This is a genomic window from Devosia sp. RR2S18 (assembly GCF_030177755.1).
Classification (GTDB): domain Bacteria; phylum Pseudomonadota; class Alphaproteobacteria; order Rhizobiales; family Devosiaceae; genus Devosia; species Devosia rhizosphaerae.
Genome location: NZ_CP126539.1, coordinates 674,150 through 695,465, shown reverse-complemented (window position 1 = coordinate 695,465; position 21,316 = coordinate 674,150). Strand labels below are relative to the sequence as shown.

Below are 21,316 nucleotides of genomic sequence, written 5' to 3'. Positions count from 1 at the left end.
CAGACAGAGGTTTCGCTCGACTGCCGCTAGCACTTGGCCTCGGTAAGTGGCGGGTGGCCGCTTACCTGCGTGTCAGTACGATGCGTCAGGCGGATGGAGACGTCTCTCTGCCCAGCCAGCAGCACCAGATCGAAGCATTTTGCCAGGCACGTGGCTGGACAGTGACACAGTCCTTCGTCGACGCAGGCGTTTCGGGCACCAACCCGTCACGCGCCGAACTCATCGAAGCGTTCTCCCGCACCGTGCGTGACAAGCTCTACAACGGCGACGCTGCGTTGCGGCGCAACTACCTGCGCAGCGTCGTTGCCAGGGTCATCGTGGGCGACAAACGTGTTGCAATCGTCGGCAGCACACACAGCCTGCACCGCTCGATCTCGGAAGGCTCTTTTTCAGCCAACGGTGTTCATCGACATTTATAGATAAATTCGAGAACGCTCTCGCCGCAAAAGGGAGAAGAAACAGGGACTCCAGCCAATTCCGGACATGCAGTAAGCTGATGAAGACCGCGCCCTCCAGCCGTCCTCGTCGGCCAGCAGGACATACGGCATGTGGACCTTGTCCCGCTCGACACCGATCACGTCCAGCGTGCCGACCGTCCACCACTTGGTCGTCACCCACGCCTCGGACGTATCGCCTACCGACTACCTTCCTATTTGCTAACCATACGTCGATCCCGGCGGCATCCACCGAGGCGAAGGCCTGTTAGGCCCCCGCCGTAGTCGTCCGACAGAACGATCCGACTTCCCGGCACCTGAGAGCCCGGCAAGCGCCACCGGGCACGCCTTCCTCAGGTGCCGGGAACAGGTTCTCGCTGTCGAAATGGAGAATATCTCAGGCGAAGAACTCCAAATCCTGCGATCTGGACCGGATCCGGTGGGCAAGATTGCTACGTGCGCTCTTCCCTTCCCGTGTGCGAATGGACATCACTTACTATGCGTCCGATCGAGCTTCGAGCAACTTGGTCGAAAAGCCTGCCACCTTCGCTTGGGATGGGCAACGAAGCGGTCAGTGTCCCTCAGAAGCCTTGACTGACACGATCCCACGAACTGGCCAGATGCTTCCGCATCGCTGCCTCCGCCCGGTCAGCGTCGCCGGCAAGAATCGCATCGACGATATGTTCGTGCTCGAGGATCGCGCTTTCGGTTACCCAGGAGTGGAAGTACAGCCGGAAGATATGCACATGAGTATGCTGGCGCGAAAGGGCATCCGCGATCAGCTCATTGCCACCCATTTCGGCAATCATTACGTGCAGCTCTTTGTCGTGCTGCGCGAAGCGGCCATACTTGACCCGCAGATTGCGCTCGACCTCTTCACGCATGGCCGCCACATATTGACGTAGCCGATCGGCACTATCCGGCGTCACGCTCTGTGCGGCCCGACGGGCCGCTGCGGGCTCCAGCAATTGCCGGAGCTCGAAGAGCTTTTCGAACTGCTCGCGCGTCAGCTGCGGTGCGGCGCGATAGCCTACGAGATGGGTCTTGATCACCATCCCATCGGACTCGAGCCGCCCGAGCGCTTCCCGGATCGGAGTCTGCGAAATGCCAAATTGCCGGGACAGTTCGTCGACAGTGATACGCCCGCCGGGCGGAAGCTTCAGCGAAATCAACTGATCGAGAATGAGATCATAGGCCTCATCGGCCAGGCGGACGGGGCGGGCCAGGGCCGGCTCCGTCTTCGTCTCAGAAATCACATCCCGACTACGTCCGACCATCTTAACTCCTGGCAGCGCCGCTTCTACACTTGCCCAGACCGACGCGCTAGCCGCTTCTACCAGGCAAGTGCTGTATACTTGGCTTCCATGTACTCGAGGATGCCGTGCTGGCCGCCCTCTCGCCCGAGGCCACTGGCCTTGACACCACCGAACGGCGCCGCCGGATCCGACACAAGACCACGATTGAGCCCGACCATGCCACTTTCAAGCCGGTCACTCACACGTAGGCCCCTAGCCAGGTCACTGGTGAAGACGTAGGAGACAAGGCCATACTCGGTGGCGTTCGCCGCCTCAATCACCTCATCCTCGTCCGAGAAGCGCACGAGCGGCGCCACCGGTCCGAAAATTTCTTCCTCGAGCATCTTGGCACCCTTCTGCACATCGCGAAGCACGGTTGGGGCGTAGAAGAAGCCCGGCCTGTTGAGACGATGGCCACCGGTAACGATCTTGGCCCCGTGCGACACCGCGCCGTCGACCAGTTCCTGCACCTTGTCCACTGCCGCCATGTTGATCAGCGGGCCGCATTGGGAATCCGGGTCTGCGCCATTTCCAACCACGAGCTGCGACATGCGTTCGGCGAGTTGTTCGGCGAAGCGATCATAGATCGCGCTATGCACGTAGATCCGGTTGGCTGCTGTGCAGGCTTCCCCACCATTGCGCATCTTGGCGATCATTGCTCCGGCGAGCGCTGCATCAATATCGGCGTCCTCGAAGACGATAAAGGGCGCATTTCCGCCCAGTTCCATCGAGCAGTTGAGGACCTGATGCGATGCCTCGCGCAGGAGGATGCGGCCCACCTCGGTCGAACCGGTGAAGGAGAGCTTCCGCACGCGCGGATCGCGAAGCATGGCGCCGACAACCTTGCCCGCGGACCTCGTCGTGACAACATTGACCACGCCGGGGGGAACACCGGCCTCCTCAAGGAGCTGAGCCACGGCGAGAGCCGTCAACGGCGTTTCTGTCGCCGGCTTGAGGATACACGTGCAGCCCGCTGCAAGGGCCGGCCCGATCTTGCGCGTCGCCATAGCGGCTGGGAAATTCCAGGGAGTAACCAGAACCGAAACACCGATGGGCTGGTACTGCACCATGATGCGATAATTGCCGGAGGGCGAAGGGGTTATATCCCCGGAAACTCGCACGGCCTCTTCGGCATACCAGCGGAAGAATTCGGCGGCGTAGGCGACCTCTCCCCGGGCATCGGGCAGGGCCTTGCCATTTTCAAGGGCGATGAGCACGGCGAAGTGTTCCGATCTCGCCATCATCAGTTCATAGGCGCGGCGCAGGATTTCACCGCGCTGCCGCGGCGGCGTGGCAGCCCAGGCGGCAGCCACCGCTGACGCCGCATCAACCGCAGCAATGCCGTCCTCGATCGAGGCATTGGCGACCGAGGCGAGCACCGTTTCGCTGGCGGGATCGATCACCTCGATCGCCTCCCCACCATTGCCCTTGCGCCAGGTCCCTCCGATCAGGAGGTCGGTGGGCAGTGCGCTGAAGTCGACTGAATGAGCTTGGGACATGATTGAATCCGTCTAATCGTTATGGTTCAGGCTGCGAGCGTGGCGCGGTCGCCATGCAAGGCGGCGCGCAGGATGCGTTGCATGTCCTCGAGCCGCAGGAATACAGGGTTGTTTTTGACCAGCCGGGCCGCCGTCATGGCCTGCTCGGCAGCCCAGTCAATACGGTCTGCCTCAAAGCCGATCTCGGCAAGGGTCGCCGGCATTCCGGCTTGGGTCAGAAGCTCGGCGACCTTGTCGATTGCCGCGCGCGCCATGGCCGCCTCATCCCCTTCAGCGAGCCCAAGGGCCCTGCCGATCCTCGCATACTCGGCCTCGCGGGCCACCAGGTTGAACTGCATGACATAGGGCATCAGTGCCGCAACGCCGATGCCATGGGCGCTATGGGTGACAGCCCCAACTGGATATTGCAGGGCATGGGCCGCAGCATTGCCGGCATTGGCGAAGGCCTGGCCGGCAAGCATCGCCCCATACATAAGGTTGGAGCGGTGCTCGACATCGCGGCCGTCGGCAATGGCGGGGAGCAGGGAGCGGCCAATGCGCTCGATAGCCTCTATAGCCAAGCCGTCGCTGATCGCATTCTTGCCAACAAAAACCTGCCGGAGCGCCAGCTTGTCGCCGGCCTGCTTGCGAATGGCCGTGAAGGACTCGATGCCGTGAGTGAGCGCATCGGCGCCTGCGACGGCCGTCAGTCCGGGTGGGCAGCTCAGTGTCAACTCCGGATCACAGATGGCTATCTGGGGAATGAGATGCGGATCGGAAATACCGACCTTGAGCGTACGTGACGGATCGGAGAGAACCGCAACGGGGGTGACTTCGGAGCCGGTGCCGGCGGTGGTTGGGATGGCGATGATCGGCAGGACAGGCCCCGGCAGCTTGAACTCGCCATAATAGTCCTGCGGACTGCCCCCATGAGCGAGGAGCAACGCCGTTGCCTTGGCCATGTCGAGACAGCTTCCCCCACCGATAGCGATGACGCAATCTGGGCTCTTGCCGCGCGCAAAGGCGATGGCATCTTCGATAGCAGCGACAGGCAGGTCAGGGATGGTCCGGTCGAACAGCAGCGGCTCGACGCCATGCTCGACCAGGTCAGCCATCATGGCCTGAAACATCGAGTCGGCCGACAGGCGCTCGTCGGTGCAAATCAGTGCACGTCGCCCGAACCGCGCTGCCAGTTCTCCGAGAAGTTTGCGCTGCCCGGCTCCGAAGTAGACGGCGCGGGGACTGCGAAGAGTACCAAACATTCAAGGCTCCGGGGTATCGAGAGGGGCTGCCATTCCGGCAAGCGAGAGTAGTTGCGACCAAATGACTTCTGGCACGGCAAAGCCGTCGGTCATCGCCATCGCACGGCGGGCACGCGAGCCGTCACCCGGCACCGAAACGCTTTTTTCTGGCTCGAGAGGCGGGCAGGCGCGGATGGCTTTGAGATAGTCGTTCAACAGCTCGGCCACGCCTGTCCTTGGCTCAATGACGATAATGAGGTCGCCCTTGTTGGCCGGATGGATGGAGTCCAGCGTTCCAACCACATCAGTGCCCACGGCGGAGCGGGTCAGGCTGGCGACGAGAAGCTCAAAGGCCAGCGCCAGCCCATAACCCTTGGCTTCGCCAAACGGCGCGATGGCTCCGGATTTGGCGGCGACTGGATCGGTTGTCGGATTGCCGTCGCCATCGAGCGCCCAGCCCGGCTGCAGCGCCACGCCGCGATTGGCATGATCATGCACCTTGCCCATTGAGATAAGGCCCGTTGCCATGTCGAGCACGAACGGCTCTGGGTCGGCGGGCACACCAACAGCGATCGGATTGGTGCCGAGCATAGCCTTGCGGCCACCCCAGGGGTGCACCAACGCCTCGCTGGTCGACAGCACGATGGCGAGCTGGCCGGAACGGGCAATGTCTTCGGCATAGCAGCCGATCGCGCCCAGATGTCCGCTATTGGATATGGCAGCCAGGGCAATGCCTGTTTGGCGCGCACGCTCGGTAATGGCCTCGATGGCCGCCATGGCTACGACAGGTCCAAGGCCGCTCTCGCCATCGCTTTCCAGCAGGGACTGCGAGCGCCAGACATGGGTGCCGGTGGTCACCGGATTGGCAACGCCGTTGCGAATACGCTCCACGATGCGCGGCAAGCGCAGGAGGCCGTGTGAGGCCAGTCCGCGCATTTCCGACTGGATCAGGATTCCAGCCTGGATCTGCGCACTTTTCGTCGGAACGCCCGCCGCCTCAAGCACGGCCAACGCCACTGCTTCGGCACGCGATTGGGTAATCTTCACCGGTTCGTCTCCACCGCGTTTAGGTTTAGCCCCATTGCAGCACCCGAGCGAAGGCGCGGTCGAGCAGGTAAGTGCTCCCAGCCGCATAGAGCACAATGATCACGGCCGTCAGGAACATGCGGTCGAGATAGCCGAAAGCTTCCGACGCCACCACGATGCGCCCCAGACCAGACTGAGCGCCCAGATATTCCGCGCCAAGCGCTGCGGCCCAGGCAACGCCCATGGCGATTACTGCCGCCGAGCGGACCTCGGGCAGGATAGCCGGGATGGTCACGGTACGGAACAAGCGCCAGGGCGAGGCTCCCAGGCACCGTGCATTCGCCAGGTATATCGGCGCGATGCGCGGCACGGCATTGAGTACCGAGGTAAATAGGATGACGCCCACGCCATAGGCTATGAAAGTTACCATGCCGAAGTCAGCGATGCCGAACCAGAGCTGGAACAGGGGGATCATGGCCAGCAGCGGCAGGGTGCGCACGAAGCGCATCGTTGGTCCGACCAGGCGATTGGTCCATTGCGAGAGCGACAGCAATAGGCCCAGGATAAAGCCAAGCCCGCCGCCGATAAAGCAACCCAGAAGCAGGCGGCGGAATGTGTCGAGCGAGTTGAAGAGCACGGACAGCAGCGCAACGCCGTAACTGGGCTCGGTCCCCGCGCTTGCCGCTGGAATGCCGAAACCACCCATCCAGAAATTGGACATGGAGACGAAAGTGCTGGTCAGCACAACCTGCCAGCCGGGAACCATGGGCACCCCGGGCGTGATCTCGACCGTCACCAGCATGGAAGCAAGCTGCCAGACCAGCGCCAGCCCGATCAGCGCAAGCAGACCAACCCAGCCATTGTTGCCTTGGACGCGGTTCATTCCGGCAACCCGCGAGATCGACGCACACTGGCCGGTCCAAGCCCGATATGGCCAAGCAGACTATGCTTGTGATCGACCATTTCTGCTTCCAGCAGGCTATCGGTGCTTCGCGGCCTCGCGCTGTTGACAGCAAGATCGGCAGCGACATCGCCGCTCTTGAACACCAGGACCCGATCGGCCAGCAGCAGTGCCTCATCGATGTCATGCGTGACGAAAACGACCGTGCGATGCTCGCCATCTTCCGCCCAGAGCGATAGCAGAACGTCGTGCAACTGGTGTTTGGTTACATAGTCGAGCGCGCCGAATGGCTCGTCCAGCAACAGCACACGCGAGCCGTTGGCGAAGACGGTGGCAATGGCAACGCGCTTGAGCATGCCGCCCGACAATTCACGCGGCCATGCATTCTCCACTTCTGAGAGGCCGACACTGGCGAGGTAACGCCGCGCCCGCTCACGACGCTCCGCCGCGGGAACGCCCCGGCTCTTGAGCCCATATTCCACATTGTCTATGACGCTCATCCAGGGAAAGACGCTGTCCTTCTGGAAAACCACTCCACGATCCGGCCCGGGACCCGATACAGGGGCGCCATCCACGAGAATTTCGCCGCCGCTGGGGCTCAGCAGGCCCGCGAGCATCTGCAGCATTGTGGTTTTGCCGCATCCAGATGGTCCGACGAGGCAGACGAACTGTCCGCGCGGGATGTCCATGGAAATGTCGCGGGCGGCGATGACGTCACCGCCATCTCGGCGCCTGAAGAGACGCGAGACGTTGCGGATGGAAATAGCGGGGTGGGTGTCAATCATCTTTCGATCCTGCTTGATTTGCCCAAGAGGTGAGCCGCCCAATACCAAGCGCCAGGCACCAGTCAATCAGGGTGGCGGTGATGCCGAGCAGCAGCAGCACGCAGAAGATGCCCTTCACGTCCACCGAATTTGCCAGCGACTGAATCACCTTGCCGGCACCGCGCTGCGAGCCGATCAGCTCGGAAATGGCTGCCAGGCCCCAGGCTCCGGCGAGAGCAATGCGCAGCCCGCCAAGGATTTCGGGCAAAGTGCCTGGAACCAAAATATCGGTGAACAGCCGCCGCTCGTTGGCGCCAAGGGTGCGTGCATACTGCTCGTAGATCGGCTGAAGATTATAGAGTGCGCGCTGCGCATAAACATAGACGATGGTCATGACATACAAGGCCACGATGACGACCGCGCTGAACCGGTTGACGCCGAACCACAGCAGCAGGAAGGGCGCCGCGATGAAGATCGGAATGGTGCTGAGCGTGCTGAAAATCGGGTCGAATGCGGAGCGCAGCAGGCGACGGCGGGCTGTCATCAGGCCGAAGATTATGCCGATTACCCCACCCGCAGCTGTCGCCATCAGGACGTTGCTGGTCGTGTAGAGAATAGCGTCGAGGTAGCCCGCATCGGCAATGCCATAATAGCGGAACGTCGGGGCGACGAAGAAATTGCTGACAATTTCATTGGCGACGGCCAAGGGAGAGGGCACCACTCGCCCCTGAAGCGTGGCAATGACGTGCCAGATTGCAATCGTCAACACCAAGCCAAGCACACCCACAGGGTCGAGCCTGGCAAGGCTTCGAGAGAGCAGGGAGGGCGATCGCGTCGGACTTGCCACGGCGGTGTGATTATCGCGTGTCGACATGGTCGCCCTCCCCAAGACTATTCGTTTGCCGCTAGGGCGAAGCGATAGGCGTCAAGGAAATTGAACCAGGCGAAGTGCTGCTCTGCAGACGCCAGAAGTTCAGCCTTTTCACCCGCGAGACCGGCTGCATTGCCGGCAGCGATCAGCTCTTCGGCCTTATTGCGGTAATCACGCGCCAGTTCCCAGATCGGCTGGTTCCAGGCGAATGTCTCGACCGAAATCTTGCCCTCGGGAATGACCCCGCCCTCGACGAGATCGTCGATGATAGCATTGTAGACGGCGTCGATATTGGTCGGCGATGTCGGGTCAGCATACCAGGGTTCGCTGCCGTCAAAGCCGATGTAGGGGTGCAGGTTTGCAACCATGTCGGCGATCTCGGCACCATCCAGGCTCGTGCCGGCGACGCTGTTCAGATAGGGAGCCTGCAGGTCATAGAGGGAGGGATCCTTTTCGAGCGCATCAATCGTGCGCCACACCACCGACAGGAACCGCAGCACAGTGTTCGGGTTCTCGTTGACGAAGCGCCCATTGGCGGCAATGCCGGTGCTGTTTACGAGGGCCACGATAGGCGAGGTCTCGCCGCGCGGGCCGTGCGTCAGAAGATCATCGAGGGTGATCAGCGGTGTCCAGCCGGCCTTGAGCAGGCTGTAGACGATCGGGGCGCCGTTGGGATGGACGAAATCGGCACGTCCCGACATGGCTAGGACCAGCGAGCGGGAATCCTCCATCGCCTGCAATTCCCAGGTGACGCCAGCGAGGTCGCCTGCCGTCAATTCGAACGGCCGTGCGGTTGCGTCTGGCGGACCCACGAGGGTCTTGCCGTCGAGAGGAGCCAACGCGGCCTTAATTGCCGCGTCAAAATCCAGCCCCTCCTCGATATAGTCAGCGAAGGACTTGAGGCCGAGTTCAGGATTGGCAAGGATGGAAGCCGAGACGATGTTATCGATGAAGGCGATGCACTTGAGTTCGTCAGTGTCGGCATAGGTGGGCATCATGCCCACGCACCAGTTGCTGCTAATATCGACCTGACCGTTGAGCAGCAGCGGAATGGTATTGGCCTCGGACAATGCCACGCCATTGGGCTCTGGCAAGATGTTGATACCCACATCGTTGAACCAGCCCTGCTGGATACCCACGATATAGAAGGTGTTGTCCGCGTATGGCTTCATGCCGAAATTGACGTCAGCCGAGGGAATATCCGTCCCAGGCTCGGCCTCAGCGGGAATGAATGCATCCTGCGCAAGGCTCAATGGCGAGAACATCAGGCCGCCCAGAAGCCCGGCCAGGGCAAGAGTCCGAATGGGAGTAGGTTTTAGCACGTGGTATCCTCCTTTGGGTCGGAAGCATGGCGCATTGGCGCCCGCCGCCGGGGTAAAACTATTCGGCGATGATCTTGTAGTTGTGCGGCTGGCGGTGCTGTTCGAAGTTGAAGATGTGTTCGCGAATATCGCGGTTGCGCGAGAAATCGCAGGTGGCCGTGATGACTTCATCTTCGATGGTATTGGACAGGGCGACGATTTCACCGGTGGGCGCAACGATGCAGCTATGGCCTACCAGCAGCCAGCCTTCCTCGACGCCCGCCTTGGCGGCTGCGGCGACCCACATGCCGTTCTGGTAAGCGCCAGCCTGGACGCTGAGCAGGTGATGGAAAGAAGTCAGGTGCGAATGCTGCGGCGTGCGCGGCTCCAGCATGGGCGTATTGTAGCCCAGGCAGACGAGCTCGGCTCCGTTGAGGCCCAGCACGCGCCAGGTCTCTGGCCAGCGCCGGTCATTGCAGATGCACATGCCGACCTGGTGGCCTTCCATTTCGTACACGGGGAAGCCGAGGTCGCCATTCTCGAAATAGCGCTTCTCAAGATTCTGGAATGGCCTGTCAGGCTGGTGGTCGGCATGGCCCGGCAGATGGATCTTGCGATACTTGCCTACCACTCGGCCCGAGCGATCAACCAGAATAGACGTGTTGAAGCGACGCTTCTGTCCACCCTCGTGGGCCAGTTCGGCGTAGCCGATGTAGAAGCCAACTTCGAGTTCGGCGCTGAGATCGAATAGCGGCTGCACCGACGGGTTGGGCATGGCGGTTTCGTAATAGCTTTCGAGCTCAGCCTCGTCGGTGATGTACCAGCGCGGGAAAAACGACGTCAGTGCCGCTTCGGGAAAAACGACGAACTCGGAACCACGTGACTTAGCCTCGCGCATCATTTCCATCAGCCGCGCCAGGATTGCCTGGCGGCTGTCGGCGCGCTGGATCGGCCCAAGCTGTCCAACGGCCAGGTTCATTTTTCTTGCGCTCATTCTCTCAAAATCCTCCTGCAACGCACCGTGCAAGCGAGCTTGCCCTCTGCGATATCGTGGACGCTAACATCGCCAAATTTCTGATTCAATAGTCGATCCGATATTCGATCGGATTTTACGAATGAGCTGTGTACAGGGGGCGCGTCTGACGGGTTAAGGAAAAATGAAGACAAAAAAGGGCGAGTGGCAGATCTTGCCACTCGCCCAGCATCGCTCTTCCTAAGCCTGGATCAGGCGTCGGCGCGCACCGCAGCTACACAGTCCACTTCCACCATGAAGCCGAGCAGGCTGCAGCCTACCGTTGTCCGAGCGGGGAGGACCTCGCCGAAATATTCCTCGTATATGCGGTTGTAGGCGCCGAATGTCTCGAGGTCGGAAAGGTAGACATTGAGCTTGATGACGTCGGAAAGCTGGCTTTTCGATCCCTCCAGGATTTGTTTCACATTGGCAAAGACCTGGTGCACCTGCGCTTCGAACGTCTCCGGTATTGCACCGGTGTCGGGATTGCCTGGACCTTGCCCGGAAACATAGACCATGCCATTCGCCACCACGGCATGGGCATAGGCGCCAGCGCGCTTAGTGGCGCCTTCAAGAAGTAGTCGCTGTATCAATTTTTCTCTCCAAGCTTGGCGCGTTCAGAAGAACGTCTTGACTGCGCCGATTACGTTAAGCGAACGGTCCACTGCCAGAAGGACATCCCACTTGTCGAAGGTCGTGCAGGGATGCGAAATCCCGAGCTGAACCACCATTCCAGGGCGAAGCGGGCTTTCGGGCGGGCATCGAACAAAGGCGTGCTGGTCGTTGAGCGCGATCGGTTCGTGCCCGGCGCCAACCGGACTGAGCACGCCATCGGCCACGTATCCAAGGATTTCGGGCAGGTGGGAATCGTAAGACACATCGCGCCGGCCGACGTTGAGGAACAGCAGGTCGTCCTCGGGACGGGACTGCACGACGGCCCATACCGTGAGTGCCTGGCGCGGACGAATGCCCAGCGCATCAAGCTCGGGGGAACGCTCCATGGCACGGTCTATCTGATGCTTGTACATTCCCGCATCATGCGTGATGTAGCACCCGCTTCTGAGGACCACCCTCGTCGGACCGCTCAATTTTGCGCTGCTGAGAGCGCGGGCCACCAGGTCAAAGAAGCTCGAGCCGCCAGCGGTCAACAGGATTTCCCGGCCACCGAACAGTCCGCGCTCTTCGACCTGCCGGGCAGTTTCTGTCATTAGCCCGAGGAAATCGAGAATGCGCTCTTCGATCTGGGCTTGGCCCTCGCCACGAATGCTGCCCTCAAATCCTTCGATGCCGACCAGCATGGCTGCACGAGACATGGCGGCGACACGCTCGGCCAGCGCCAACGCTTCGCCACTTGTGCGGCAACCCGCGCGGCCAAATGAACTGCCCATTTCGACCAGCACCTGAAAAGGACGGTGTCCGGCCTGCTGAGCGGCCGCGCGCTCCAGCGCATCGACACCTTCGGGGGAGTCGATGAGGAAGTAGAAGTCGAAATCCGGATCTTTGGCCTGAGCCTTAGCGATATAGTTCAGGAAGACAGGATCGAGTATCTGATTGGCGAGGAAAATTCGCTTCTGCCCGTAGTGGCGAGCGACATGAACTTGATGCGGGGTGGACAACGTTATGCCCCAGCACCCGTCCTCAATCTGCTTGTGGAACAGCTGCGGTGACATCGTCGTCTTGCCATGCGGGCAGAGCGAAACCTTGTAGTGACCCGTCACAGCCCGGATGAAACGGCTGTTGTGCTCGATGGCGTCGAGATCAAGAGTCGCCAGCGGCAGCGGCAGGTCGCCCCCGAGAATGTTCCAGCCCTTGCCGCCGAGAGCGGAAAGAGACGTCTCTGTCAGGTCGCCCGGCAAGCCCTTGCTGCGATAGTCGACCGTGACGTCCGTGAGTTTGGGCAGAGGCAGACCCGGCTCTATCGGGTGTGTCATGAAAGTCTCCTTCGTTGCACGGCCTACTTGGGCTCGTACTGCGCCATGCTGCCGATGTAGGTCTTGTTGAGCGGACGAGCATAGCCGCCTGCCCGGCTGGTGCTGAGACCCAACCCGATCAGCCCTTCGAGCACCTTGACGCCGCTGGTGACCCCGTCCACCACCGGAACGCCGCATTCCCGCGAGATCGTCGCCGCAAGGTCGGCCATACCGGCGCAACCCAACACGATGCAGTCCGATCCGTCTTCGGCAATGGCGCGACGGCATTCCTCGATGATGATCGACTGTGCATCCGAGCCTTCGACCTCAAGGTCCAGCACGGCAAGTTCGGTGGTCCGGACCTTGCGGCACTTGTGGTCCATGCCATAGGCGCGCACGAGGTGCTCGAGGATGATGCGGCTGCGATGCAGTGTCGCCACCACCGAGAAACCGCCACTGATGTAGCTGGCGGTGTGCATGGCCGCCTCGGCAATGCCTACCACCGGCCCACGGGCCATTTCGCGGGCGGCGCCGAGGCCCGGATCGTCGAAGCAGGCGATGAGATAGCCATCGACCCCCTCCTGCTCGCCTTTCAGCACCTCGTCGATGACGCCGATGGCGCTGATTGCCTCGTCATAATGGCCTTCGATCGAGACCGGGCCCATACGCGGGCTCGCGGCCAGGATCTGCGTCCCGGCAGCCGCCGCCTCGCGCGCGGCCCCGCCGATCTTGTCGGTCATCGACTGGGTCGTATTGGGGTTGATAACCTTGATCTTCATGTCTGTCTCCAGGGATTTCAGTTGGCGACCAGGGTTCCGGAGACCGGGTCGAATGGCGTTACATGGCGTCCAAGAGGCTTGATGGCGTCGTAGGGACCACGCGCGAGGAACTTGCCGTTGCCCGGCTTGCCAAGCACCTTGCCGTTCTCGACCACCACATCGCCCCGCGACAGCGTGATCTCGGGCCAGCCGGTCACCTCGACACCCTCATAGACGGTGTAGTCGACCTGATGATGCAGCAGCTCGTTGCGGATTGTGACCTTCTTGTTGGGATCCCAGATGGCGATATCGGCGTCGGCGCCGATTGCGATCGTGCCCTTCTGCGGATGGATGCCGAACAGCTTGGCCGGATTGGTCGCCGTGATAGCAACGAAGGTCTGCAGATCGATGCGGCCCTTGCCGACCCCTTCGGAAAAGAGGATCGGCAAACGCGTGGCAAGTCCGGGAACACCGTTGGGAATGGCGCTGAACGGCGCATCGGTGCCACGCACCTTCTTGCCGTGAACGTCGTCGAAACGATTGGGAGCATGGTCGGACGAGACGACACCCAGAACGCCGGTGCGGATATAGTCCCAGAGTGCTTCCTGGTCCGCGCGGGTGCGCGGCGCGGGGCTGCACAGGAACTTCGCGCCCTCGAAATCGGCACGATTGAGATCGTCCGCGGTCAGCATCAGATACTGCGGGCAGGTTTCGCCGTAAATCTTGAGGCCTCGGTTCTGGGCGCGGCGGATTTCCTCAGCTGCCTCGGCACCCGAGACATGGAATATCTGGATCGGCACGTCGAGCAGTTCCGCCAGGGCAATGATGCGGTGGCAAGCTTCGCGCTCCACCACCATCGGCTTGGCCCAGGCGTGGTGCTTGGGCAGGGTGAGCCCGGCCTTTTCCAGCGCCTTGGTCATGAACTTGATGGCCGAGTGGTTCTCTGCATGAACCGTGACCAGCGCACCCTTCTGCCGGGCAAGTGCCAGGACGTTCAAGGTCTGCTCGTCGTCCAGAACCACGTTGTCGTAGGTCAGGAAGATCTTGATCGACCGGTGACCCTGATCGATCAGCCCCGGCAGGGCTGCCATCACGTCGGCCGAAGGATCGGAAATGACGATGTGGAATGAATAGTCAATCAGCGCCTGACGCGCCTTCTCATGGTAGTCGGCGAGTTGCTGGCTGATGCCCTCGCCCTTCACCTGCTGCGAGAACGAAATGACAGTGGTAGTGCCGCCCGCTGCAGCCGAAGCCGTGCCCGAGGCGAAGCTGTCGGCATTATGGACCGCGCCGACAGCCGGCTCTTCGATATGGCAGTGGCTGTCCACGCCACCAGGCAGGACCAGGCGGCCTGTCGCATTGATTTCCCGTCGGCCCGCGGCCAGACCCGTCCCGAGAGCCACCACCTTGCCCCCGGCAATCCCCACATCGGCGACAAAAACGTCGCTGGCGGTTGCCACGGTGCCGCCGCGGATCACGACGTCGAAGTCACTCATTTGCTTCTCCAGCATATTCACAGGTTGTCATGATCTTGGGGTCAAGCGACCCCGAGATAGAGCTTTCGGATTTCCTCGTTACCCAGGAGGTCCGCCGAGTCGCCCTGAAGTGCAACCCTACCCGTGGCCAGGGCATAGGCACGATGCGAGACCTTGAGCGCCATGCGCGAATTCTGCTCCACGAGGAGGATGCTGACCTTATCCTCCTGGTTTACCGACTTGATGACGCGGGCAATCTCGCGGATCACCTGTGGTGCAAGTCCCAGGGAGGGCTCGTCGAGCAGCAGCAGGCGGGGGCGGGCCATGAGGGCACGGCCAATGGCCACCATCTGCTGTTCGCCGCCTGACAGAGTCCCGGCCTGCTGCCGGTAGCGCTCTTTCAGACGAGGGAAGCGTAAGAAGAGACGTTCCAGATCAGCGGCAATCCCTGCCTTATCCCGGCGCAGGAATGCACCCATCAGGAGGTTGTCGCGAATGCTCATGAACGGGTACACATGCCGCCCCTCGGGCACCATGGAAATACCCCGCTCTACGATCTGGTGGGGGCGGAGCGAGTCGATCCGCTCCCCTTTCCAGCTGATCTGCCCCGCCTGAGGGCGGACAAGGCCGGTAATGGCACGCAGGGTTGTCGATTTTCCCGCGCCATTGGCCCCGATCAGGGCGACGACTTCGCCTTCGTTGAGATGGATCGATACATCGTTGAGTGCCCGTACCTTGTCGTAGCGGGCATCGATCGAGCTGAGGGTAAGCAAAGTGGTCATATGCCCAACTCCTCGTCCTCCTGTCCCAGATAGGCATCAATGACCACTGGGTTGTTCTGGATATCTTGCGGCGTGCCTTCGGCGATCTTTCGCCCGAAGCTGATCACCGCGATGCGGTCGCTGATGCGCATCACCGCGCGCATGTCGTGCTCGACCAGCATGACCGTGATCCCCTGGTCGCGGATACGGCGCACCATGTCCACGGCAGCGTCGGTCTCCTCCGGATTCATGCCGGCGAAGGGCTCATCGAGCAGCAGGATGCGAGGCCGCGCCGCCATGGCCATGGCGATGCCAAGGGCCCGCAGATAGCCGTGCGGCAGGTTCTTGGCCTGCTCCTGCTGGACATGCTCAAGCCTCAACAGCGAGAGAATGTCATCTGTGCAGCGCCTGGCTTCCGCCTCGTCGGCCCGGGCCTGGCGCGAATTGAAGTACGCGCCAAAGCTGCTGGCCTTGCACTGCAGGTGAAAGGCGGTTTCAATCGTTTCGCGCGTCGTCATCTCCCGAAAGATCGTCGTCTCCTGGAAGGTGCGCACGACGCCCAGGCGGGCTACCGCATGGGGCTGCATGCCCACCAGGTTTCGCCCCCCGAAGCGGACCGTGCCAGCGGTGGGGCGGGTGAAGCCCGCAATCAGCTTGAACAGCGTGCTCTTGCCCGCGCCATTGGGTCCAATCACCGTGAATATCTGGCCAGCTTCGACGCTGAAGCTCACGTCGTTAACCGCAATCAGACCGCCAAAACGCTTGGTCAGGCCTGACACTTCTAGGATCGGCGAAGCGGCAGCACTATTGGACATTGCCGGTCTCCCCACTGGCTGGACTGGTCGTCTTGCGGCCCCATGAGGGCCACCGCAGGCTGAGCAGGCCATTGGGAAGCCACATCATTATGCCGATCATGATGAGCGCATATGCCAGCTGTTGATACTGCTGCAGGTCATGCAGGAACTGGAAGCTGAGCGTGAGGAGGAACGCCCCCACCACCGGGCCGCCGACGTAGGCAAGCCCACCCAGAAAGCAGTAGAGCGTGAACGAAATCGAATCCGACGCCACGAAACTGCCCGGATAGATGCTCTGCTGGGTTGCGGCGAAGAACGCGCCGCCAATACCGGCCAGAAAGCAGCTCACGCCAAAGGCAATCAGCCGGTACTTGGTGATGTTGATCCCAAGACTCTGCGACAGCTCCTGCCCCTGCTGGAGCGAGGCGAAGACGCGGCCAAGTCGGCTGTCCATCAACCGCCAGACCAGTACGACGCTGGCCAGGAGCAGGAAGGCCGAGAGGAAGTAGAAGGCCAGGTGCGAATGGCTACCGGCAAAATCGGGAATGATGACGAGGCCGAAGAGGCTGAGTTCACCCGGGACCGGGATCGACGTGATGCCGGTGGCGCCGCCAGTGAAATCGCCACCATTGAGCAACGCCAGTCGCATTGTTTCTGAAAGACTGAGCGTGATCATCGCGAAATAGACTCCACGCAGCCGCAGGATGCCGAGGCCCAGCACGACCCCCACCAGGGCTGAAACCAGACCGGCGGCCGGCAGCGCGATCCAGAAGGACAGCTCGAAGCGCGTGGTCAGGATGGCGGCGGTGAAGCCACCGACCAGGGCGAAGGCGGCCTGACCAAGATTAATGCGGCCGATGGTGAAGGTTACCCAGACACCCATGGCGATGACGCTGAGCGCGGCCGACATCGAGAGCACGCCCAGCATGTAGGGCGAGCCTGACAGCACCAGTGGTACGATGACAAGATAGGCGAGGGCGAAGGTGGCAAATGAAAGAGCTTTGCGCCGTGTCGGGGTCATGCCGATGCTTCCTTGCCGAACCATAGTGAAAACCGACGCGTCATGATCAACCCCATGGCTTGCCCATCACGCCCTGCGGCCGAATGATCAGGAAGATGATCAGGCCCACAAAGATCAGCAGATATGTCATGGAACTGGGGATGAAGGCGTAGCCGAACGCTTCCGCAAAGCCGAGGACGAAGGCCCCAATGATGGCGCCCGGGATCACGCCCGCCCCACCCAGCATGACCATGATGAAGGCCTTGATGGAGATGGAAGTACCCATGCCCGAATTGACGGAAAGAACAGTGATCAGCAGCGCGCCTGCAAGGCCGGCAAGGCCTGCACCTATCATGAAGCCAAGCGCCGAATAGGCCTGGATGTTCACGCCCTGCAGGGCTGTGACCTCGCGATCCTGGGCAATGGCGCGCAACGCCCGTCCCGGCCGGGTATAGCGCATGAACATCATGAACAGGATGATTGCAGCGAGCGCGACGAAGAAGACCAGCACGCGGCTAGCCGGAATGAATGCGCCTCCGATCTCGAACACACCCGAAGCCACGGGGGGAACGCCACGCTGCTTCTCACCAAAGAAAAGAAGGATGAGGCTCTCGAGCAGAAGGGCCGTGCCCGCCGCTAGCAGCATGGTGCTTTCCTCCCGGTTGCTGCGCTTGCGCACCGGCCGGAAGAGGGCATATTCGAACAGCAGGCCAACCGCCGCCAGTGCAAGCACTGCCAGAAGAACGGCAACTATATAGGGAACACCCAGGGTGTTGAGCGCGAAGTAGGTGACGAAGCCACCCAGGACATACATCTGTCCGTGCGCGAAATTGAGCACGTTCATGAGCGAGAATATCATCGTCAAGCCCAAGGCTATCAGACCATAGTTCATGCCCAGAACGAGGCCGTTTACCAGCGCTTGTTCCATCTAAGCTCCGACGAGAAAAAATAACCGCTCAGGCGGTCCGGTCGTTTGGGAGCCCGGAGGCGGACTTGCGTCAACCTCCGGGACAACATTATTCGACGCTGGTAACCACCAGGGTCTTGAAGGCGCCGTCCTGGAACTCATTGACAACAACGGGCACGCTGACCTGGCGCGGATGGCCGAACCAATCGGCACCGACCCAACGCAGGCGCGGCTCACCGCCAATAACGAACGGATTCTCTAGGCTGACATCCGGGATCACTGCCTTGAAGGCCTCAACATCGGTGATCGCCGCGGTGCCAGCGGCGCTGATGGTCTGGAGGATCATCTCGAGCGCGTAGATCTTAGTACCGGCTTCGTCGTTCCACTCACCAGCCACGCTTTCATAGTTCTCCATGAACTCTTCGACGTAAGGCGTACGGATTTCCGGAGTGCTGGCACCGCCCTGCGAAATGAAGCCATTGGCGGCTTCGCCGGCGATTTCCCTGAGAACTGCGGCGTCGTGCGCCGTTTCGGTGCTGATGATGCCGGTGTAACCCAGCTCACGCGCGGCACGGATCAGGAGACCCGCATCGGAAGGCGCCACGCCCGACAGCACGAGCATGTCCGGATTGGCCCGCACCAGCGGGGACAGTACCGGGAAGAAGTCAGTCGTGCCGGTTTCGTAGGTGGCGTCCGATGACAGGATTTCGAGATCAAGCGCCTTTGCCGCTTCTACGCCAGCATCGCGGTTGCCGAGTCCGTTGAGATCGTTGCGCGCAATGAAGCTTACCGAGGTGATGCCGCGGTCTTCGACGAGGAACTTGTAGATGATCGGCGACATCTGGTAGCCGGCGATATTGCCAAGGCCAGTATTGTCGTTCGGCGTCTCGAATAGCGAACGGGTATGACCATAGGAGACGGCGAAGGCACCGCCAGCCGCCAGCGTCGGCAGGATGGCTTGGGTGGTGTCGTCGACGTTGGTACCGATGATATACTTGATGCCTTCTTGGTAGATCAGGCGCTCGGCACCGGCGATTGCGGTGCGCGGATCGTTCCGGTCATCGACGCTAACGATCTCGATGCGATACTTCTCGCCATCCACTTCCCAGCCGCCCGCCTCGTTGATCATGGCAGCGTGCGCTTCGGCGGAATAGCGGTTCACCAGCCCCCATGAGGCGGCTGGGCCGCTCATCACGCCGAGCTGGCCGATCTTGATCACTTTCTCCTGCGCATTGACAGTGCCCATGGCTACCAACGACGCCATCGCCGCCAAGGCCATGGCCAGAGGCACGGTATTCTTCTTTGGCATTTTCATTTTCCTTCCCTTGATTTTGCGGCCCCACGCCACAAGCGTTCATCCGAGCTTCCCACTGCTCGAAGACGGAGCATGCGCCCCGGCTTAGCTTTCGATCACTGCCCCCTTGCGCTCGACGATCATCCCGTAGTGCTGGGGTTCGCGATGCGCCGCAAAGTTGAAGATCGTGTTCTTGTACGACACACCCATGTCGAGGTCGCATCGGGCGACGGCCAATTCGTCGCCTAGCGTCGAGCAGCGAGCGACGATTTCGCCCGAGGGCGCGACAATGACGCTGCCGCCGATCAGGTCACATCCCTCTTCCTTGCCCGCCTTGGCGACCCCGATCACCCAGGTGCCGTTCTGATAAGCAGCAGCCTGCAGGACCAGGTGATTGTGGAAGTCGCTGAGACGGTCGTGGTCGGGCGCGGGTGGGTTGTGAACCGGAGTATTGTAGCCCACCATGATCATCTCGACGCCCTGCAAGCCCATGACGCGATGGGTTTCCGGCCAACGCCGGTCATTGCAGATGCACATGCCCATGAGGCCGCCAAAGGCGCGCACCACCGGCCAGCCAAGGTCGCCCGTTTCGAAATAACGCTTTTCCAAGTGCTGGAACGGGCGCTGTGGCTCGTGTTCGGCATGACCGGGAAGATGGATTTTTCGATACTTGCTGACTACTTGCCCAGCTTTGTCCACCAGGATGGCAGTGTTGAAATGCCGGATGCGGCCGTCCTGTTCTGCAAGCTCGGCATAGCCGAGGTAAAATCCTATACGCATCTCGCGTGCTGCATCAAACAGCGGCTGCGTCTCCGCGCTCGGCATGTCCCGCTCGAAGAAGCTGTCGATCTCGGCCTGGTCTTGCATGAACCAGCGGGGGAAGAAGGTCGTAAGCGCCAATTCCGGAAACACTACCAACTCGCAACCATGTGTCTTGGCTTGCCGCAGCAGATTGATCAATCTTTCTACAACCTGCGGCCTACTCTCGTCTCTGGCGATAGGACCAAGCTGCGCGGCAGCGACCGTAACAATCCGTGACAAAACACCCCTCCAAAATCCAATATACTGGACACTGTCTGTTGTAATGAACGTGGCATCCAAGTTATAGGGTGTCAAGCTGCTAATGCGCATCACGACAAACTGCGGCTGAAAGCACACATACAGAGGGTTGGTGTTGGAAACGAACAAGACTACGCCTGGTAAACAAGGCCCGGCGGTGCGGGGCAAAGGCACGGATCGCGTCCTTGATATTCTTGACTTCATGGCTCGGTACGATGGGCCGTGCACAATTCCCGAGATCGCGGCAGCGGTCCGCTCGCCTAAGTCCACGACCTACCTGTTGGTTGAGCAGCTGACGGGTCGGGGCTATATTGATCGCTTCGACAGTCGCCATTTCCAGCTCGGGCGACAGGCTGCGCTGATCGGGCGAGCTGCTGTAAAGCGGATGGATTTCGGCCGATTCGCTCGCGATGCCACCGAAACCCTAGCCCGTGATTCCAATCAGCTTGCCGAGTTTGTGTCAGTCGACAACTGGCGGCAGATCGTCCTTATCGCGGCGGTCGGCCCCAATCCGACCTACCTGCTTTCGGCTGAAGGCTCTCGGCATCCCTTGCCGCGCACCGCATCCAGCCGCTTCCTGTTGCGCGACTTGCCCGAGGAGGAGATCCTAAGGAACGTCCCGGAACAAGACTATGTTCTGCGCGACGGCAGCAGGATGACACCCCAGGAATTTCTCGCGTCAATTGACGCGGCCCGGGGCATGGATGCGCTGGCGTTGCGCGGTCAGGTTGATCCGCACCTGGCCTGTCTTGCCTCGCCAGTGCTGGACGGCAACAACCGCTGCATCGCCACCATCAGCCTCGTCATCCCACTCCTCGATTTCGAAGGAAGGTTCGAGGAATTTGCCGCCTTGACTAGGCAGGCGGCGAAAACATTGACCGAGCAGCTCTCTCTGACGCCCGTCGGCGCCGAAGGCGTCCTCGGGCTGCTTCTTCAGAAATATCGATGACCGGCGTGGCTCGGTTTTTCACGATCGCTCGGGCCCACCGGAAATCGCGCAGCTTGCCAATCTTTGAGTGCGGGAGTCTTCTCCCT

The 21,316-nt window shown here is 61.1% G+C and carries 21 protein-coding genes; 2 read left to right on the top strand and 19 right to left on the bottom strand.

What is annotated here, in order from left to right; translation table 11 throughout:
* Positions 1–53 precede the first annotated feature (53 nt).
* The gene (locus tag QOV41_RS03405) at positions 54–419 is read left to right on the top strand and encodes a recombinase family protein (protein ID WP_284579526.1); all 366 of its coding nucleotides are present in this window, start codon (positions 54–56) and stop codon (positions 417–419) included.
* A 596-nt stretch (positions 420–1,015) separates the two neighbouring features.
* Here QOV41_RS03405 and QOV41_RS03400 read toward each other — a convergent pair.
* The 19 genes from QOV41_RS03400 to QOV41_RS03310 form a co-directional block, all read right to left on the bottom strand.
* Entirely contained in the window at positions 1,016–1,711 is a 696-nt protein-coding gene (locus QOV41_RS03400) for a GntR family transcriptional regulator (RefSeq protein ID WP_284579525.1), read from the bottom strand.
* A 56-nt stretch (positions 1,712–1,767) separates the two neighbouring features.
* On the bottom strand, positions 1,768–3,228 hold the full coding sequence (locus QOV41_RS03395; RefSeq protein WP_284579523.1) for an NAD-dependent succinate-semialdehyde dehydrogenase: 1,461 nt from the start codon (positions 3,226–3,228) through the stop codon (positions 1,768–1,770).
* A 26-nt stretch (positions 3,229–3,254) separates the two neighbouring features.
* Positions 3,255–4,469, bottom strand: a complete 1,215-nt coding sequence (locus QOV41_RS03390; protein WP_284579522.1) for an iron-containing alcohol dehydrogenase — start codon at positions 4,467–4,469, stop codon at positions 3,255–3,257.
* On the bottom strand, positions 4,470–5,495 hold the full coding sequence (locus tag QOV41_RS03385) for an Ldh family oxidoreductase (protein ID WP_284579521.1): 1,026 nt from the start codon (positions 5,493–5,495) through the stop codon (positions 4,470–4,472).
* Between the two features lie 25 nt (positions 5,496–5,520).
* The gene (locus tag QOV41_RS03380) at positions 5,521–6,357 is read right to left on the bottom strand and encodes an ABC transporter permease (RefSeq protein ID WP_284579520.1); all 837 of its coding nucleotides are present in this window, start codon (positions 6,355–6,357) and stop codon (positions 5,521–5,523) included.
* Positions 6,354–7,160 (bottom strand): ABC transporter ATP-binding protein, encoded by an 807-nt coding sequence (locus tag QOV41_RS03375; RefSeq protein ID WP_284579519.1) that lies wholly within the window; start codon positions 7,158–7,160, stop codon positions 6,354–6,356. The genes QOV41_RS03380 and QOV41_RS03375 overlap by 4 nt, the downstream gene beginning before the upstream one ends.
* Complete coding sequence (locus QOV41_RS03370) at positions 7,153–8,013, bottom strand: ABC transporter permease (protein WP_284579518.1); 861 nt, start codon at positions 8,011–8,013, stop codon at positions 7,153–7,155. Before QOV41_RS03370 ends, QOV41_RS03375 begins: the two co-directional genes overlap by 8 nt.
* A 17-nt stretch (positions 8,014–8,030) precedes the next feature.
* Positions 8,031–9,332, bottom strand: a complete 1,302-nt coding sequence (locus QOV41_RS03365; RefSeq protein WP_284579517.1) for an ABC transporter substrate-binding protein — start codon at positions 9,330–9,332, stop codon at positions 8,031–8,033.
* A gap of 58 nt (positions 9,333–9,390) precedes the next feature.
* Complete coding sequence (locus QOV41_RS03360) at positions 9,391–10,305, bottom strand: N-carbamoyl-D-amino-acid hydrolase (protein ID WP_284579515.1); 915 nt, start codon at positions 10,303–10,305, stop codon at positions 9,391–9,393.
* 230 nt (positions 10,306–10,535) lie between these two features.
* Positions 10,536–10,916, bottom strand: a complete 381-nt coding sequence (locus QOV41_RS03355; protein ID WP_284579514.1) for a RidA family protein — start codon at positions 10,914–10,916, stop codon at positions 10,536–10,538.
* Positions 10,917–10,940: 24 nt separating this feature from the next.
* Complete coding sequence (locus tag QOV41_RS03350) at positions 10,941–12,254, bottom strand: alanine racemase (protein ID WP_284579513.1); 1,314 nt, start codon at positions 12,252–12,254, stop codon at positions 10,941–10,943.
* Between the two features lie 23 nt (positions 12,255–12,277).
* The gene (locus tag QOV41_RS03345; RefSeq protein ID WP_284579512.1) at positions 12,278–13,012 is read right to left on the bottom strand and encodes an aspartate/glutamate racemase family protein; all 735 of its coding nucleotides are present in this window, start codon (positions 13,010–13,012) and stop codon (positions 12,278–12,280) included.
* 17 nt (positions 13,013–13,029) lie between these two features.
* Positions 13,030–14,487, bottom strand: a complete 1,458-nt coding sequence (gene hydA, locus QOV41_RS03340) for a dihydropyrimidinase (RefSeq protein WP_284579510.1) — start codon at positions 14,485–14,487, stop codon at positions 13,030–13,032.
* Positions 14,488–14,528: 41 nt separating this feature from the next.
* Entirely contained in the window at positions 14,529–15,248 is a 720-nt protein-coding gene (locus tag QOV41_RS03335) for an ABC transporter ATP-binding protein (RefSeq protein WP_284579509.1), read from the bottom strand.
* Positions 15,245–16,042 (bottom strand): ABC transporter ATP-binding protein, encoded by a 798-nt coding sequence (locus QOV41_RS03330; RefSeq protein ID WP_284579507.1) that lies wholly within the window; start codon positions 16,040–16,042, stop codon positions 15,245–15,247. The genes QOV41_RS03335 and QOV41_RS03330 overlap by 4 nt, the downstream gene beginning before the upstream one ends.
* A complete protein-coding gene (locus tag QOV41_RS03325; protein WP_284579506.1) occupies positions 16,032–17,042 on the bottom strand; it encodes a branched-chain amino acid ABC transporter permease in 1,011 nt (336 codons plus the stop codon). The genes QOV41_RS03330 and QOV41_RS03325 overlap by 11 nt, the downstream gene beginning before the upstream one ends.
* A gap of 46 nt (positions 17,043–17,088) precedes the next feature.
* The gene (locus QOV41_RS03320; RefSeq protein ID WP_284579505.1) at positions 17,089–17,949 is read right to left on the bottom strand and encodes a branched-chain amino acid ABC transporter permease; all 861 of its coding nucleotides are present in this window, start codon (positions 17,947–17,949) and stop codon (positions 17,089–17,091) included.
* Positions 17,950–18,037: 88 nt separating this feature from the next.
* Positions 18,038–19,237 (bottom strand): ABC transporter substrate-binding protein, encoded by a 1,200-nt coding sequence (locus QOV41_RS03315; protein WP_284579503.1) that lies wholly within the window; start codon positions 19,235–19,237, stop codon positions 18,038–18,040.
* Positions 19,238–19,327: 90 nt separating this feature from the next.
* The gene (locus QOV41_RS03310) at positions 19,328–20,263 is read right to left on the bottom strand and encodes an N-carbamoyl-D-amino-acid hydrolase (protein WP_284579502.1); all 936 of its coding nucleotides are present in this window, start codon (positions 20,261–20,263) and stop codon (positions 19,328–19,330) included.
* A 133-nt stretch (positions 20,264–20,396) separates the two neighbouring features.
* Here QOV41_RS03310 and QOV41_RS03305 point away from each other — a divergent pair, with 133 nt between their 5' ends.
* Positions 20,397–21,230: an IclR family transcriptional regulator gene (locus QOV41_RS03305; protein WP_284579500.1), complete on the top strand. Its 834-nt coding sequence runs from the start codon at positions 20,397–20,399 to the stop codon at positions 21,228–21,230.
* The last annotated feature ends 86 nt before the right edge of the window (positions 21,231–21,316 follow it).